Below are 15,504 nucleotides of genomic sequence, written 5' to 3' on the forward strand. Positions count from 1 at the left end.
ATTATCCTTTATTATGGAAAGGATTGTGGATGTCAATTGTGCCAATGGGAGCAACATTGTCTGTAACAAAACCGTCACTAACAGTGGAAAAGCAGCACCCAGAAGAGGGGTCTAAACAAAATCAGAACGGCATAATGTATGGGGTATTACCAAGACGGATGAAGGCCATGATGAGCATTTCGTGTTTGATAGAGGTGAAAAATGGGCAGACCAATAAAGGAGCGTTCTGCTACGAAGTACACCCAGTATACCGATAGGGGGAATATGCAATTGTTGAGTTCATTTAAACCGTTAAAGAGAATCGAAGAAAACAGCAAGATTGTACAGCAGACGATACAGTACATAGGTAATCAAAAAGTGAGTACGATTACGATAGAAACGCCTAAAAAACTACCTAAATGTAGGTAGTTTTTTCCTATTTGTAGAATCTGAATAAAATGTTAAAATAATGTAAAACTTTACCAGAAGGAGAGGTTTACAGGTGCTAAAGAATCTCGTGCAGAGCCATGTAAAGATCGTGTTTTCTGTTCTTGGCATCTTGTTCGTTCTGGTCTCATGGCTCGTATTTGAATTGTTGAAAGGTTTGCTGCCAGATTTGATAGCAGTCATACATAAGTGGATGTTTAAACCGATCGAATGGCTGTTTATCCTAGCACCGCCACATGAGGAAAACAAACTAGCTTCGTTAGGCTCTGTTCTAGGCTTGTCTATCTTGTATTCCGCTATTTTGGCGGGAATGATATTCATCGTTTTGTTCATCTGCAACAAGGTTAGAGGAAACGAGATCGAGTTCCAGATGGAAGTGAAGTATTGTGAGAAAGAATTGGCCAATGCGATTTACAGCTTGGATGGAAGTGGTCAGTCATCAGCTATTATTAATGCGAATGCGATCACTTTTATGAAGGCATTTGAAATGGAAGTAAAGACGATTTATGGATTGAAACCGGACGAGCTATGCTGCTATTGGATCGTCCCTACGAATAATGACAAGCAGTTTGAAGTGTTTTACTTAACCGAGTTGAAAGATTTTGACACCGTACGTACGCTACTACTGTCTTCCATGCTTCAAGAGGATTGCAGAATTGCCGATAAACAAGTAAAGGGACGTATTCAAAACACGGACATTGAACAATTTGCCATTGTAAAAAATTTTGGCAAGTTCAGGCTTGGATTTGCGGTCGCTGTTTACAAGAATGACACATTTACTCCCGAAAATATGCAGGAGTTCGAGCGGTTGACTACGTATATGTTATTATTAGGATTTGTTACCAAGTTTGTGAACAAGGTCAAAACCTTAAAGAGAGCTAGTTAGGAGTGGGATACGATGAAATTAGCTGAGTTCTTCGCGAAAAGAGGCAACGAAACTGCTGTTTACTCGAAAAATCTCTCTTCCAAGAAGAAGATTCCCAACAGCAAATTTACTCCTGGCTTCGCTAGCTTAAAACAGATTGTAGATGAGCATAGTCCAAATGAGCGACATGATAATAAAGTGGTTGGAGGAAAATGACACTGCCTGTGAGCAGTGTTATTTTTTGTTTTGAGGTACTTGGAATAGAGAAAAAGCCACCTGATGAGGGTGGCTTTAGTTTTGGGAGATCTCTACACGGTGTTTGTTCTTTTTGTGGGACCATATCAGGACAGGGACTAGCAACAGCGATAATGCGCCTCCAGCAAGGGAAAGCGTTGCGAAGCTGGCATTGGCGACGACCATACCGGACAGGGCACCACCGGATGCGCCAGCCAAGGCAATCAAGACATCAACTGTTCCCTGAGTTTTCGCACGAGTGGCGGGCTGCGTTGCATCCACGATGAGCGCTGTGCCGCTAATTAGTCCAAAATTCCAGCCCAGTCCGAGCAGCACAAGAGCGGTGATGAGTAGCGGCATCGAATCGACTGGCGCAAAAGCAGCAGTCAGGCTGGCTGCAAGCAGTATGACACCAGAAGCATAGGCCATGGTGGAGCGACCGATCTTGTCAACGAGAACACCTGTCAAGAGCGAAGGGAGGTACATCGCACCGATATGAAAACCGATGACGATGCCTACTTCAGAGAGACCATGTCCGTGATGCTTCATATGTACAGGTGTCATTGTCATAATGGCGACCATGACGATCTGCGTCAAAATCATGACGGTGGCTCCCACGATGATTCCCCGGTTGTTGCTTGCAAGCTGGTTCTCATTCAGATAGGATGGGGAGCTCTGATCCACCTGTTTCGCTTCGGCGATTGCTTTCGAAACGATGAACGGGTCCGGACGAAGCAGTACCCAAAATACGAGACCTGCGAGGATGAAGGCAGCGGCACCCAAGATGAAAGGACCAGCAAGTGCGGGGACACCGATGGAAGTAGCGAATCGTCCCATGACTTCCACCAGGTTTGGTCCTGCAACAGCTCCGAATGTAGTGGAGACCATGGCAATACTCACGGCAGTCGCACGCTGTTTAGGCTTTGCCAAGTCTGTGCCTGCATAGCGGGCCTGCAGGTTAGTAGCGGTGCCAGCCCCATACAGAATTAAGGAAGCAAACAGAAGGACAATACTGTTTGCGACAGCTGCGATAACCACCCCAATTGCGCCAATCCCTCCGGCTAAGAAGCCGCTAGCGAGACCCAAACGGCGTCCAAAGCGTTGAGAGAGCCGACCCACCAGCAATGCAGCCACAGCAGAGCCAAGCGTGAGCAATGCGGAAGGGATGCCCGCGAGACTTTCCGAACCGAGCATATCCTGGGCGAGGAGAGCCCCTACGGTGACACCTGCCGCAAGTCCTGCACCGCCGAAAATTTGTGAGATGACGACAATCCAGAGCGTTCGTTTGTATAGTCGTTGCTGTTTATCTGGGGAGTCGATGTAGCTTTGTAAATTTTCAGGTTTGAGTGACATCTGATCCACCTTTCTATTGAATGCAAGCTTTCGTGAAGTTATGAAATTTCAGTCATTCCTGCCGGTGGAAATGACTGGGGAATTTGCATTCAGTATAGTATTGGCGACGGGTAAACACAAGGGGAATTCAGCTTCATAAACACTTTGCAAAAGAAAAAACACCGGACATTTTCTAGCCGGTGTTTTTCGTTCATTTTCCTGCGATAAGCAATAGCTCACGGAGATTTTGGATGAGAATTTGATTTTCTTCCAGCGTACCTACACTGATTCGAATATGCTCCGGTAATCCCCAAGTGTCTCCGTACCGCAAAATGATTCCTCTTTCCAGCAACTCTTGATAAATCCTACCGGCATTTGGCCCGAATTTTGCCAAGATAAAATTAGACATACTCACGGTGTAAGGAATATTCATTTCATCGAATGCATCGTAGAGCTGCTTGCGGCCTTTGGTGTTTTCCGTAAGAGATTTTTCAAAATGCTCTACGTCTCCAAGAGCGGTAATGGCGGCTATTTGTGCCAAGGAATTGACGTTAAACGGTTCTTTTACTTTCAGGATTTTTTGGATCACCGAGGGGTGAGCGACACCAAATCCGATGCGAATACCTGCAAGCGCGTAAATTTTCGAGAAGGTTTGCAAGACGAGAACAGGGTATCCTTGGCGGACAAATTCAATACCTGTTGTGTAATCGTCAGCCGTTGCATAGTGACTGTAAGCAGCGTCGAGTACAACAAGCACCCCATCTGGCAATTGGTCTAGCAATGCCGTCAAGTCCTGATGAGTCAAATAGGTGCCTGACGGGTTATTTGGGGAACAAAGGTAGACAAGCTTTGTTCGATCTGTGATCGCTGCCAAAATTGCTGAGACGTTGAATGCGTAATCGGTCTCAAGCGGAACCGTTTTGATGACAGCTCCCATGAGATGCGCGCCGAATTCATATTCAGAAAAGGTCGGTGAAGGCACGACGATTTCGTCCTCGGGCTCCAGATAGGTCTCGGAGATGAGCTTGATCAGTTCGTCGCCGCCATTCGTGATGATTAAATGCTCCAGACTTAACTCAAGATGATCTGCCAAATGCTCTTTCAGCGTCGTTGCATGGGCATCCGGGTAACGATGCAGCTCCGGGAGCGCACCGAGAATGGCGCGGATGATCTTGGGGGATGGGCCGAGTGGATTTTCATTTGAGGCTAATTTCATGATAGGAGAGAGTCCGTACATTTTTTTTATCTCCCAAATCGGCATTCCAGGTTGATAGGGTTGTATCTTTTCTAGTGTTTTGCGTGATGGGATCGTGGGCAGCTGTTTCATCTATATGGCCTCCAAAACTTCATGGTAGCAACACTGTAAGTGAAATCTCCGGCACTGTAACCAGCCAATTTACGAAAGATGAAACAGACCAATTACGAGGAAGGACACAAATTGGATGGTTCATAAAAGTCAAGATTGGATCATGAAGGAAGGAGCCGCTTCCTTTATAATCAGCCCAGAAACACCACTCATTCAAACAACACGGAAGGATAGTGAGGTGGGAAAAATGTTGATTCAAGGGCAAACGCCGCTCTTTAACGGGCTGAGAAAGCATGCCCAGAAGAATCCAATCCAATTCCATATACCAGGTCATAAAAAAGGGAAAGGGATGGATCCTGAATTTCGATGGTTCATGGGAAAAAATGCACTTTCCATCGATTTGATTAACATTGAACCATTGGACGATTTGCATCAACCAAAAGGGATTATCAAACAAGCGCAGGAGTTGGCTGCTGAAGCCTTTGGCGCTGATCACACCATATTTTCTGTTCAAGGTACGAGCGGAGTCATCATGACCATGATTATGGCGGTTTGTAATCCCGGTGATAAGATCATCGTGCCACGGAATGTACACAAATCTATCATGAGCGGAATTGTTTTATCCGGTGCGACTCCTATCTTTTTACATCCAGAAATAGACCCTGTCTTCGGGATCTCACATGGAATTACACCACAAGCTGTGGAAAAAGCATTGGAACAGCATCCTGATGCAAAGGCAGTTCTCGTCATCAACCCGACCTATTTCGGAATTGCTGGTGACTTGAAGGGCATCGTTCAAGTTGCGCATGCCAGAGGGGTGCCTGTACTCGTAGATGAAGCGCATGGCTCACATGTTCACTTCCATCCCAAGCTCCCACTATCGGCGATGCAAGCTGGTGCAGATATGGCAGCAAGCAGTATGCATAAATTAGGAGGCTCCCTAACGCAAAGTTCGTTGTTGAACATTCAGGGAAATCTCGTTTCGATTCAGCGTGTACAAGCTATTTATAGCATGCTCACGACGACATCCACTTCCTATTTACTGCTTGCTTCGCTCGATGTAGCGAGAAAGCGGTTGGTTACATCGGGGAAAACGCTATTGGATCAAACGATTCAATTGGCAAACGAAGCACGGGCACAAATCAATAAAATTAATCATTTGTACTGCATTGGGAGAGAAATTATCGGGACAAATGGAGCGTTTGCTCATGATCCGACCAAGCTGGTCATCTCGGTAAAAGACCTCGGCATTACGGGATATGAAGCTGAAAAATGGCTCCGCGATCGCTATAACATAGAGGTAGAGCTATCTGACCTGTACAACATCGTGTGTATTATCACACCAAGTGATACGAAAGAAGATTTGCAAATCCTTGTCTATGCCTTGGAGGAGCTGGCTGCCGGGTCCGAGGATCAAGGAAACAGAAAAGCTCGCCCGAAAATGCAGCTTCCCAAAATACCGGTACTCGCTGTCACCCCACGCGATGCATTTTACGCACCGACAGAGATGATTCCCGTCGAACAATCCGTGGGGAGAATTATCGCGGAGTTTGTCATGGTATATCCACCAGGTATTCCGATCTTTATCCCGGGGGAAATCATTTCGGAAGAGAACCTCATCTATACGAAGAAAAACATCGAGGCAGGTTTGCCTGTTCAGGGCTTCGAAGACCCCACGCTACAGACCATACGTGTCATCAAGGAATAACCAAATAATAGGAGGAAGGGCCGCCTTGGGGTGGTCTTTTTCTTTTTATGTCTAAAAAGTGTCCAAAATGCAGCGGATTCTTGAACATGGCTGGTTGATCCACTTTGTCATTGGCTGGTGACACTCCATCGGTCCGGCTTTAGAGTAAGACTTGTTTCAATAGTACCCCGTGCATGGTGATAGGAGATGAGGACAAGGACATGAAGACGTCCAAGACAGTACGCTGTATGTCATTTTTGTTCATGTTCATCCTGCTGTTCTTGACGACCGGTTGCGCTGATAACTATATCGTGCTCGATCCGAAAGGACCCATTGGTGAACAGCAAAAGGACTTAATGATTTTATCCACGCTATTAACGCTAATCGTGATTGTTCCTGTACTAATTCTTACTTTTGTCATTGTATGGCGATACCGTGACAGAAAAGGAAGAAAGGCGAAGTACACGCCTGATTGGGAACACAGTACGAAACTGGAAATCATTTGGTGGGGCATTCCCATCATCATTATTACGTTAATTGGGATCGTGACAGTTCGGTACACCTATTCGTTGGAGCCATCCAAGCCGTTGGAATCCGAAAAGAAACCGATCACGATTCAAGTGACGAATTTGGATTGGAAGTGGCTGTTCCAATATCCTGAACAAGGCATTGCCACTGTGAACTATGTGCAGTTCCCAGAGGATGTGCCGGTACGTTTCGAAGTGACATCTGACGCTCCGATGAATTCATTCTGGATTCCACAGCTTGGCGGTCAGATTTATGCCATGTCTGGCATGTCTATGACGCTCTACCTGCAAGCAGATGAACAGGGTGAATACATGGGATCAGGTGCGAACTTTACCGGAAAAGAATTTGCGAAGATGTTCTTCACAGCGAATGCGACTTCCCAAGAAGACTTTGATCAATGGGTGAATCAGGTGAAACATACTTCCCCTGAACTCACACTGGATGGTTACAAAGAGCTGACCAAACAAGGAACATCGGATGTGCGTTATTTCTCCGCTTTCCCTGAAGGGTTGTACGAGATGACTGTGACCAAGTACGCTGCTTCACACAATCACGGCTTATCTACGAGAGTGCAACCGCCAGCGAGGGTGAGAGAATAGTCGGTTGAATTGGAAGAGGGAGGAGAGAAACAACGATGTGGGAGAGTGTGAAAGAATTCGCCTCTGAATTTTTCGTAACAGGCGATCCACTTATTTACGGTGCGGACGTCAGCATTGTGCTCAGTATCATCGCAATCGTATCAGTGCTGACTTACTTTAAAAAATGGGGATGGCTCTGGCGCGAATGGCTGACAACTGTCGATCACAAAAAGATCGGTATTATGTACATTCTCGCTTCCGTTCTCATGCTGTTTCGAGGAGGGGTAGATGCTCTCCTGATGCGGGCACAGCTCGTCATGCCTGAGATGCAGTTTTTGAGTGGGGATCACTACAACCAGATTTTTACGACGCATGGTGTCATTATGATTCTGTTTATGGCGATGCCGCTTATGTTTGGTTTGTTCAATGTCATCGTGCCGCTGCAACTCGGTGCACGTGACGTAGCCTTTCCGTTTCTGAATGCGCTCAGCTTCTGGCTGTTTTTCTCAGGGGCGATGCTGTTTAACTTGTCCTTCGTCATTGGGGGTTCTCCTGATGCAGGTTGGCTGGCTTATCCGCCGTATTCGGAGCTAGCCTTTAACCCGGGACCGGGTCAGGATTTCTACATTTGGGGGATTCAGATCTCAGGTATTGGTAGTTTGATGACCGGGATTAACTTTATCGTCACGATCTTGAAAGTGCGTGCTCCAGGTATGACTTTGATGAAAATGCCGATGTTTTCCTGGTCAGTTTTGTCGAGTTGTATCGCAATCGTTTTCGCATTCCCAATCTTGACGGTAACATTGGCACTGCTGTTTATCGACCGCTATTTGGGTGGGCACTTCTTCACCTTGGATGGCGGCGGTAATCCGATGATGTACATCAACCTGATTTGGATGTGGGGTCACCCGGAGGTTTACATTATCGTTTTGCCAGCGTTCGGGATTTTCTCCGAGATCGTTGCGACGTTCTCACGCAAAAAGCTGTTTGGCTACAAATCCATGGTATTCGCCATGATCATCATTAGCGTTCTTTCGTTCCTCGTATGGGCGCACCATTTCTTCACAATGGGCTCCGGTGCGGACGTCAATGCATTCTTCGCCGTCACGACGATGTTGATTGCGATTCCGACTGGTGTAAAAGTGTTTAACTGGCTGTTTACGATGTTCCGAGGAAAAATTACGTTCGAGACGCCGATGCTGTGGACGGTCGGGATTATCCCGAACTTCGTCATTGGTGGGATGACGGGTGTACTTCTCTCAGTGGCACCTGCTGACTTTCAATATCACAACAGCTACTTCCTCATTGCACACTTCCACCAAGTAATTATTGCGGGTGTCGTGTTTGGATTCTTCGCTGGCTTGTACTACTGGTGGCCGAAAATTTTTGGCTTCAAGCTGAATGAGCGGATTGGCCGTTGGGCTTTCTGGCTGTGGAACATAGGGTTCTACCTGTGCTTCATGCCGCAATACGCATTGGGCTTGATGGGGATGACACGTCGTCTTTACACGTACGGCTGGGACAAAGGCTGGTTCGAAATGAACCTGGTATCGACGATTGGTGCCGTAATCATGGGTGCTGCATTCCTTGTCCAAATTTGGGACATTGCACACAGCATCAAACACATGAAGAGAGGTACAACAGGCGACCCGTGGAATGCTCGTACATTGGAGTGGTCGATTCCTTCTCCCGCTCCGTTCTATAACTTTGCCGTCATGCCGCAGGTAACGTCTCAAGATGATTGGCATGAAAGAAAGCTGCGCATCGAGCAAGGCTTGGAAAAGCCGGCGAAAGTAGAACTGGAACCGATTCATATGCCGAAAAACTCCGGTATTCCGATTGTGATGTCCATGTTCTGGTTCTTTGTCGGATTCGGTTTGATTTTTGATTGGTTATGGATGGCTGTACCAGGGTTTATCGGTGTGATTGCATGTATGGTTGTTCACTCGTTTAACTACGACACGGACTACTACGTCACGGTTGAAGAGATTGAACGTACAGAGGCGGAAGCAGGGAGGGTGATTACGTAATGGCTAATGTGAATGCTGGACATCATGATCATCATCCAGACCAAGAGGAATTGCGCACGTTTGCCTTTTGGATCTACCTCATGACGGATGTCATCTTGTTCGCTACCTTGTTTGCGACTTATATCGTACTGCAAGGAAGCACGGATGGTGGTCCAGGTCCAAAAGATCTGTTCCAGATGAATGGGATTTACGCGAGTACGTTTATTTTGCTGACCAGTAGCTTTACGAGCGGTCTTGCGATTCTCGCTATGAATAAGGGAAATCGTCTTGCTTTGATGAACTGGCTGGGAGTTACCATATTTTTGGGAGCATCCTTCTTGTTCCTGGAAATCAACGAGTTCATTCATATGGTTAGTGAAGGGGCAACGATTGGAACGAGCGCATTCCTGACTGCCTTTTACACATTGGTAGGAACGCATGGTTTGCACGTGACGCTCGGTATGGGGTGGATGATCATCGTCATCATGCAAATCGCGAAGCACGGCATTACACCCGTAACGAAACGAAAAGTTAACATCATCAGCTTGTTCTGGCATTTCCTTGATGTGGTTTGGATTTTCGTCTTCACCATCGTGTATGTGATGGGGGTGAATTAATTGAGCAAGCAATCTGTGCATGGCACGACAGAACAACACGGCGGTCATGGTTCTTTGAAATCGTATGTGATTGGTTTCGTCTTGTCGCTTGTATTCACAATCATTCCTATTCTGGCACTAGAAAACGGTTGGCTGGATAGTGATAAGCGACTCATCATCTATTTAGGAGCGGCTCTGTTCCAGTTTATTGTCCAGTTATTCTTTTTCATGCACCTGAAAGAAGAGGATAAACCACGCTACAACTTGATGTCGCTCTTACTCGGGTTGTTTATCGTATTCCTCATCGTGATCGGCTCTATCTGGATCATGATGTACAACATGGTCGCGCTATAAACATGAGCGAATTTAATCGGGGGCGTACTGCTGTACGCCCTGATTCTCGGTCTAGCGGATACAGCAGGCCGTCCCTTTTTGTAAGGTAACGGTATTCCCGTAGGAAAGGCAGGGGATTTCTGTGAAAGCCATCAAGTATCTCTTCATTGGTTCGCTGTTCCTGGTTGCAACTGCATGCAGCAATGGCGCGACGGAAGGGCAAACAGAAGTTGCAGATGTAGATAAAAGTGCGATGAAGCTATACAAAAATAACTGCATGAGCTGCCACGGTAACGATTTATCCGGTAGGGTGGGTCCAAGCTTGCAGCAAGTTGGCTCGAAAATGACGGAGGAAAAACTCGTTGAAATCATTACGGTCGGCGCAAATGGCATGCCTGGTTATGAAAATGTACTTAGCGCAGAAGAAATCGGCCAGTTAGCGAAGTGGCTCTCTGAGAAAAAAGAATAGGAGAGGGGTGGTACAATGAAAAAAACAGCTTGGTTGATCATGCTCAGTATCCTGATGGTTTTGGTAACTGCGTGTGGTCCAGCAAGATATGATTACAACTATCCGGTCAATGAATTTGCTTATACGGATCAGGAAGGGAAGCCTTTTTCATCAAAAGATCTGGAAAATAAGGTATGGGTTGCTAACTTTGTCTTTACGTATTGCGGAACCGTTTGTCCTACGATGACAGCAAACATGGCTGAATTGCAGAAAAAAGCAAAAGAAGCTGGTGTGGATGTGGAGTTTGTTTCTTTCTCGGTTGATCCAGAAAGAGATACGCCAGAGGCATTGAAGTCCTATCTGGGTAAATTCAATGCGGATTTCTCCAATTGGCATGCATTGACTGGCTATGGATTTGAAGAGATCAAAACATTTATTCTCAAATCATTCAAGACTCCGATAGAAAAGGACCCTAATTCCGATCAAATCATCCACGACACGTTTTTATACTTGGTCGATCAAAAGGGAACAGTGGTTAACCGTTATGAAGGAATGACGGACGTGCCTTACAATCAAATTATCGAGGATATAAAAGCGTTGCAGGAGTAGGGGAGCAAGTCGGGTACGCCGAATAATAGGAAAGCAAGGCAGATGCTCTATTTGGGAGGGATGTAACATGTCAATCCAGCAACATAACGTACGAGTAGCCGTTGTTCAAGCTGCTTCGGTCATAATGGATCGTGAGGGAAGTACGGAGAAGGCAGTTTCACTGACATTGGAAGCAGGCGAAAAAGGAGCGAAAATCGTCGTTTTTCCCGAAGCTTTTATCCCTGCGTATCCGAGAGGCCTTGCTTTTGGAGCAAAAGTAGGCAGTCGTTCCGCTGAGGGGCGTAAAGACTGGTTTCGTTATTGGGACAATTCGATTGTCGTCCCGAGTGAAGAGACAGACAGGCTCGGGGAGGCAGCGCGCAAGGCTGGCGTGTATCTCGTCATTGGTGTGATCGAGAAAGACAATGAAAATAGCGGCGGCACCTTATATTGTTCCGTCTTATTTTTCGGACCAGATGGTGAGTTGCTCGGCGTGCATCGCAAGCTGAAGCCGACTGCATCCGAACGGTTGATTTGGGGCGAAGGGGACGGAAGTACTTTGCCGGTATTTGATACTCCTTACGGTAAGATCGGGGCCCTGATTTGTTGGGAAAATTATATGCCGTTAGCGCGAGCAGCGATGTATGCAAAAGGCGTTCAAATCTACATCGCACCTACAGCAGACGCGAGGGATGCGTGGCAAGCTACCATCCGGCATATCGCATTGGAGGGCAGATGCTTTGTTTTATCGAGCAATCAGTACGTAACAAAAGATATGTATCCGACTGATTTGGCCTGCTACGACGATCTGGTCTCTTCACCAGAAGAGATGAGCAGAGGTGGAAGTGCGATTGTAGGGCCATTGGGTGACTATATCGTCGAGCCTGTTTTTGGTCGGGAGGAGATTCTCTACGCTGATCTGGACATGCGCGATATCGCTTATAGCCAATTCGATTTTGATGTCGTTGGACATTACTCGCGACCGGATGTTTTTACATTGTTGGTAAATGAAGAGAAAAAAGAGAATGTGAAATGGATGAAGTAAGTCCTTTGGTAAAATGCAGACGACCTCCATTGCTTGATAAAAGCCGTGGAGGTCGTCTTTTATAAGTTGCTGTGGTGGGGGAAGAAGCGCATTTCCAGTCTACGCTTCGGCCTACGCCTCGAAAGGGGGAATGCGCTTCTACCTACGCAGCTATTTAATAATTAGCCGAATGTAACCCCCGACGACAATCGTTCGTGGACAACCATCTTTATGACAAAACAGCCTTCAAGGCATCCGCAAATTTAGCGACACCAAGCGTAATTTCCTCTTCTTTTGGTCGCGCAAAGGTAAAGCGAATGTAGCCGGAGTCTGAACCATACACACTCCCCGGCACAAAAACCACGCCCCTGCGAAGGGCTTCTTCAAATAATTGGTTGTCGTTCACATCCAGGTTAATTTTACACCACAAGTGTAATCCGCCTTGGGGAATGGTGAATGAAAGCTCATTGGGCAATTCTTTTTGCAATGCCTCCACAATCAAATCTCTTCTGTACTGTAAATGCATACGTAACCGCTCTAAATGCGGCAGGAAGTTATCAGAATGCAAAAACTGGGCCGCGATTTTTTGTGGCACCACGCTCAGGCCAAAATCCATCTGCTGGCGGGCATCTGCCAAACGCTCGACAACGGAATGAGGGGCCACCATCCAACCGACTCGTAAGCCGGATGCAGCAATTTTGGAAAAGGAACCGATGTAGAGAACGGAGCCAAGCTGATCCAATGATTTGAGTGGCAGTGGAGGCTTGCCGTCATAGGAAGTGAGACTGAAAGGATCGTCCTCTACAATCGGAAGACCGAGCTCGCTTGCTACATCCAACAGCTGCGCGCGTCGTGCGGGATCAAGACAAACCCCTGTAGGGTTTTGAAAAGTAGGATTGATAAAGATCATCTTGATCCGATGCTTTTTATACAAAACGCGAATATCTTCTGGGTTCATTCCGTTAGTGCTGACGGGAAGGCGGAACAGACGAAGACCAGCAGATTGAAACATAGGCAACGAATAACAATAAGAGGGATCTTCGATGGCAACTGCATCGCCGGGTGCAAGCAGACACTGGGTGATCAAATACAAAGATTGTTGAGAACCCGACGTGATCAGAATGGAAGAGTCCGTTGTCTGCACATTGCGGTATCGTGACAAATACGAGACCAGCTCTTCACGCAATGGCGTAAAGCCTTGCGGATTGTCGTAACCCAAATATTCGGTGAAGGGGTTTTCCTTCATCTGGGTACTGATCTCCTTGCCTGGTGAGAGCTGGGAAGACAATTCTCCACTCGCAAAATCGATGAGGCTGCTGTCTTTTTGCAAGGCTTCTCTGATCCGACGCAGATAAGACAAATTCGGGAGGAATTGACCACCTTCTACATATCGATGCCAATTCGGTGTATGCTTCGGAGTTGCCTCCCATTTATTTTTACACACACGAGTACCGCTTCCTGTTCTGCTCTCAATGATGCCTAATGCCCGAAGTTCCTCGTACGCCAGAATAACAGTGCTTCGGTTTACTCCTAATTGCTCAGCCAGTTTTCTCTCAGAAGGGAGCAGGCTCCCAGGGGGGAACTCTCCATATGAAATTCTGCGTTCAATCTCATCGGCTATTTGGTGGTATAAAGTTTGACTGCTCGACCGATCAGGCTTCCAAATGATAATCACAACCTTGCACATATTCATTGTTTGTTATATGGGGGAATCCATTTCATCATAACATTGTTAAGAAAAATACATGTGACAAAACCGTTCCAAACTGTTGAACATGGATGGGTAAAAAAATCATGAATGGGATGGTTCCATTTCTGAATAAGTATAAGTAGGTTGCCATCTAGTGGAGATGAATACTCGTGATAAAAATAGATAGATTTTTCTTGCAAAGAGAGAGGGGGTGATCGTGTACACGTTACTCTATCATGGCGGATTATGAAAGAAGTGGGGAAAAGAGGCGTGAACATCATTGAGTAATTTGACGTTACGGTATTTGAAGGTTTTGGTGGTAGCATTATCCGCAGCATTCGGGACGTCCATTTTCTTGGGGAATCTTATGGACTATCATTCCAATTATCAATTTGTCCAACATGTTCTGTCCATGGATACCACGTTTGAGGGGAACGCACTTATGTGGCGAGCAATTACTGATCCTACTGCTCACACCATAGCGTATATCGGAATCATCATTGCGGAAGGGTTGTTCTCACTTTTTGGTTGGATCGCCGCAGGAAATATGCTACGTAATGTAAAGAAGGATGCGAAAACGTTCAATAACTCGAAAACATTCGCGTACATCGCTTACATGGTTGCCTTTTGCATCTGGTTTTTCGGATTTGCCATTGTGGGTGCAGAGTGGTTCGCCATGTGGCAATCACAAGTATGGAATGGTCAGCAGGTAGCGTTTAACATAACAGAGGTGATGATTGGATTCGTTATTTTGGTTTCCTTACGAGATCGAGAATTAACAGATAGCTAATACAAGAGCCACGTTCCTTTGAGAGCGTGGCTTTTTGTTAAATATGCGAGGGAATCACGAATGTCGGGTTATGCTGGTTCAAAATATCTTCCATTCGCTGGCGCACCGTTTCTTTATAAGAGGGATCCGGCAGAATATAAAAGCGATTGCTCTTGATCGCCAGGAAGGTGTGGTCAGCTACCTCTTTTGGAGAAATTCCTTGCTCGACACCTGAACGAATGAACTGGTCGATGGCGGTAGTCATTGGTGAAGGCTCTACGATATCTCCTGGCTTGCTGTACTCGGCTGGCCGATTGCGATAAGCGTCACATATTTGTGTCTGAACAAAGCCGGGGCATAAAACGGAAACACCGATTTTGGATTGGATCATTTTCAATTCGTGATAGAGGGTTTCCGACAGACAGACTAACGCATGCTTGCTTACACGATAAATTCTATTCCCAGGTCCAGTATCAAGGCCAGCGAGAGAGGCGGTGTTCACGATGTGGCATTCAGTCCCTTGTTTTAACATCGTGGGAACGAAAATTTTTGTAGCGTGAATGGCCCCCCACAAGTTCACATTCATGACCCATTGCCAATCAGCGAGGGTGCTTTGCCAGATTGTCGAGCCTCCACCAACCCCTGCATTGTTGAACAATAGATGGACAGAACCAAACGAGTCTAGCGTTTTTTGTGCGAGCGTCTGGATATCTGTTTCTTTGCTAACGTCCGTTACAACGGCGAGGACAGTTGCTCCTGCTGTCTTTAACTCCTGCTCCACTCTTTGGAGTGCTGCTACTTCCACATCGGCAAGAACAACCTTCATCTGCTCGTCAGCACAGCGCATTGCCAATGCACGACCGATACCGCTGGCCGCTCCGGTAATGACCGCTACTTTATTTTCAAACTGATTCATGATAGGCCTCCTTCAAAGGGAATGCAAACGTATTGAAATGATGTTTTGATTATAGTGGACATTTAGTAATAATGTCTATTAAATTTTCGTACAAGTGCTATCAAGGATACTGCGAGCATGTTGTGAAAAAAGGAGCATATATTTTTGTTGAGACTTGAAAGATGGGTGAGACCAA

15 protein-coding genes are annotated in these 15,504 nt (G+C 46.3%); 11 read left to right on the forward strand and 4 right to left on the reverse strand.

Features of this window, described 5'->3' with window-relative positions; genetic code table 11:
* Positions 1–481: 481 nt before the first annotated feature.
* Both M3630_RS20755 and M3630_RS20760 read left to right on the forward strand, forming a co-directional pair.
* Positions 482–1,312 carry a hypothetical protein gene (locus M3630_RS20755; RefSeq protein ID WP_251253344.1) on the forward strand — a complete coding sequence of 277 codons (831 nt, stop codon included), beginning with the start codon at positions 482–484 and terminating at the stop codon, positions 1,310–1,312.
* Between the two features lie 12 nt (positions 1,313–1,324).
* On the forward strand, positions 1,325–1,507 hold the full coding sequence (locus tag M3630_RS20760) for a hypothetical protein (RefSeq protein WP_007723975.1): 183 nt from the start codon (positions 1,325–1,327) through the stop codon (positions 1,505–1,507).
* Between the two features lie 75 nt (positions 1,508–1,582).
* On the opposite strand, the gene M3630_RS20765 is transcribed toward M3630_RS20760, so the two are convergent.
* Positions 1,583–2,878, reverse strand: a complete 1,296-nt coding sequence (locus M3630_RS20765; protein WP_251253345.1) for an MFS transporter — start codon at positions 2,876–2,878, stop codon at positions 1,583–1,585.
* A 190-nt stretch (positions 2,879–3,068) separates the two neighbouring features.
* Positions 3,069–4,184 (reverse strand): histidinol-phosphate transaminase, encoded by a 1,116-nt coding sequence (gene hisC, locus M3630_RS20770; protein WP_251253346.1) that lies wholly within the window; start codon positions 4,182–4,184, stop codon positions 3,069–3,071.
* Between the two features lie 229 nt (positions 4,185–4,413).
* Between hisC and M3630_RS20775 the strand changes: the two genes are divergently transcribed.
* The 8 genes from M3630_RS20775 (at position 4,414) to M3630_RS20810 (ending at position 11,975) form a co-directional block, all read left to right on the forward strand.
* Positions 4,414–5,871: an aminotransferase class I/II-fold pyridoxal phosphate-dependent enzyme gene (locus tag M3630_RS20775; protein WP_173611210.1), complete on the forward strand. Its 1,458-nt coding sequence runs from the start codon at positions 4,414–4,416 to the stop codon at positions 5,869–5,871.
* Positions 5,872–6,071: 200 nt separating this feature from the next.
* On the forward strand, positions 6,072–6,977 hold the full coding sequence (cyoA, locus tag M3630_RS20780) for a ubiquinol oxidase subunit II (RefSeq protein ID WP_251253347.1): 906 nt from the start codon (positions 6,072–6,074) through the stop codon (positions 6,975–6,977).
* Between the two features lie 35 nt (positions 6,978–7,012).
* Positions 7,013–8,986, forward strand: a complete 1,974-nt coding sequence (locus M3630_RS20785; RefSeq protein WP_251253348.1) for a cbb3-type cytochrome c oxidase subunit I — start codon at positions 7,013–7,015, stop codon at positions 8,984–8,986.
* A complete protein-coding gene (gene cyoC / locus M3630_RS20790; RefSeq protein WP_173611115.1) occupies positions 8,986–9,582 on the forward strand; it encodes a cytochrome o ubiquinol oxidase subunit III in 597 nt (198 codons plus the stop codon). The genes M3630_RS20785 and cyoC overlap by 1 nt, the downstream gene beginning before the upstream one ends.
* Positions 9,583–9,915: a cytochrome o ubiquinol oxidase subunit IV gene (cyoD, locus tag M3630_RS20795; protein ID WP_142498141.1), complete on the forward strand. Its 333-nt coding sequence runs from the start codon at positions 9,583–9,585 to the stop codon at positions 9,913–9,915.
* A 121-nt stretch (positions 9,916–10,036) separates the two neighbouring features.
* The gene (locus M3630_RS20800) at positions 10,037–10,363 is read left to right on the forward strand and encodes a c-type cytochrome (RefSeq protein WP_251253349.1); all 327 of its coding nucleotides are present in this window, start codon (positions 10,037–10,039) and stop codon (positions 10,361–10,363) included.
* A 15-nt stretch (positions 10,364–10,378) separates the two neighbouring features.
* Positions 10,379–10,951, forward strand: coding sequence for an SCO family protein (locus tag M3630_RS20805; RefSeq protein ID WP_173611117.1), 573 nt, complete (start codon positions 10,379–10,381; stop codon positions 10,949–10,951).
* 67 nt (positions 10,952–11,018) lie between these two features.
* On the forward strand, positions 11,019–11,975 hold the full coding sequence (locus M3630_RS20810) for a carbon-nitrogen hydrolase family protein (RefSeq protein ID WP_251253350.1): 957 nt from the start codon (positions 11,019–11,021) through the stop codon (positions 11,973–11,975).
* 208 nt (positions 11,976–12,183) lie between these two features.
* Here the strand turns inward: M3630_RS20810 and pdxR are convergent, their stop codons facing one another.
* Positions 12,184–13,647: a MocR-like pyridoxine biosynthesis transcription factor PdxR gene (gene pdxR, locus M3630_RS20815; protein ID WP_251253351.1), complete on the reverse strand. Its 1,464-nt coding sequence runs from the start codon at positions 13,645–13,647 to the stop codon at positions 12,184–12,186.
* 277 nt (positions 13,648–13,924) lie between these two features.
* Between pdxR and M3630_RS20820 the strand changes: the two genes are divergently transcribed.
* The gene (locus tag M3630_RS20820; protein WP_251253352.1) at positions 13,925–14,434 is read left to right on the forward strand and encodes a DUF2165 family protein; all 510 of its coding nucleotides are present in this window, start codon (positions 13,925–13,927) and stop codon (positions 14,432–14,434) included.
* Between the two features lie 37 nt (positions 14,435–14,471).
* Here M3630_RS20820 and M3630_RS20825 read toward each other — a convergent pair whose 3' ends face one another.
* Positions 14,472–15,329 carry an SDR family NAD(P)-dependent oxidoreductase gene (locus M3630_RS20825; protein ID WP_251253353.1) on the reverse strand — a complete coding sequence of 286 codons (858 nt, stop codon included), beginning with the start codon at positions 15,327–15,329 and terminating at the stop codon, positions 14,472–14,474.
* Positions 15,330–15,504 lie beyond the last annotated feature (175 nt).

The organism is Brevibacillus sp. MER 51, from assembly GCF_023714195.1.
Lineage (GTDB): Bacteria > Bacillota > Bacilli > Brevibacillales > Brevibacillaceae > Brevibacillus.

Coding starts and splice junctions, on each gene's coding strand:
- M3630_RS20825 (WP_251253353.1), bottom strand. CDS start 15,329: ATGAATCAGTTTGAAAATAAAGTAGCGGTCATTACCGGAGCGGCCAGC.
- M3630_RS20765 (WP_251253345.1), bottom strand. CDS start 2,878: ATGTCACTCAAACCTGAAAATTTACAAAGCTACATCGACTCCCCAGAT.
- M3630_RS20760 (WP_007723975.1), top strand. CDS start 1,325: ATGAAATTAGCTGAGTTCTTCGCGAAAAGAGGCAACGAAACTGCTGTT.
- M3630_RS20785 (WP_251253348.1), top strand. CDS start 7,013: ATGTGGGAGAGTGTGAAAGAATTCGCCTCTGAATTTTTCGTAACAGGC.
- pdxR (WP_251253351.1), bottom strand. CDS start 13,647: ATGAATATGTGCAAGGTTGTGATTATCATTTGGAAGCCTGATCGGTCG.
- cyoA (WP_251253347.1), top strand. CDS start 6,072: ATGAAGACGTCCAAGACAGTACGCTGTATGTCATTTTTGTTCATGTTC.
- M3630_RS20810 (WP_251253350.1), top strand. CDS start 11,019: ATGTCAATCCAGCAACATAACGTACGAGTAGCCGTTGTTCAAGCTGCT.
- hisC (WP_251253346.1), bottom strand. CDS start 4,184: ATGAAACAGCTGCCCACGATCCCATCACGCAAAACACTAGAAAAGATA.
- M3630_RS20805 (WP_173611117.1), top strand. CDS start 10,379: ATGAAAAAAACAGCTTGGTTGATCATGCTCAGTATCCTGATGGTTTTG.
- cyoC (WP_173611115.1), top strand. CDS start 8,986: ATGGCTAATGTGAATGCTGGACATCATGATCATCATCCAGACCAAGAG.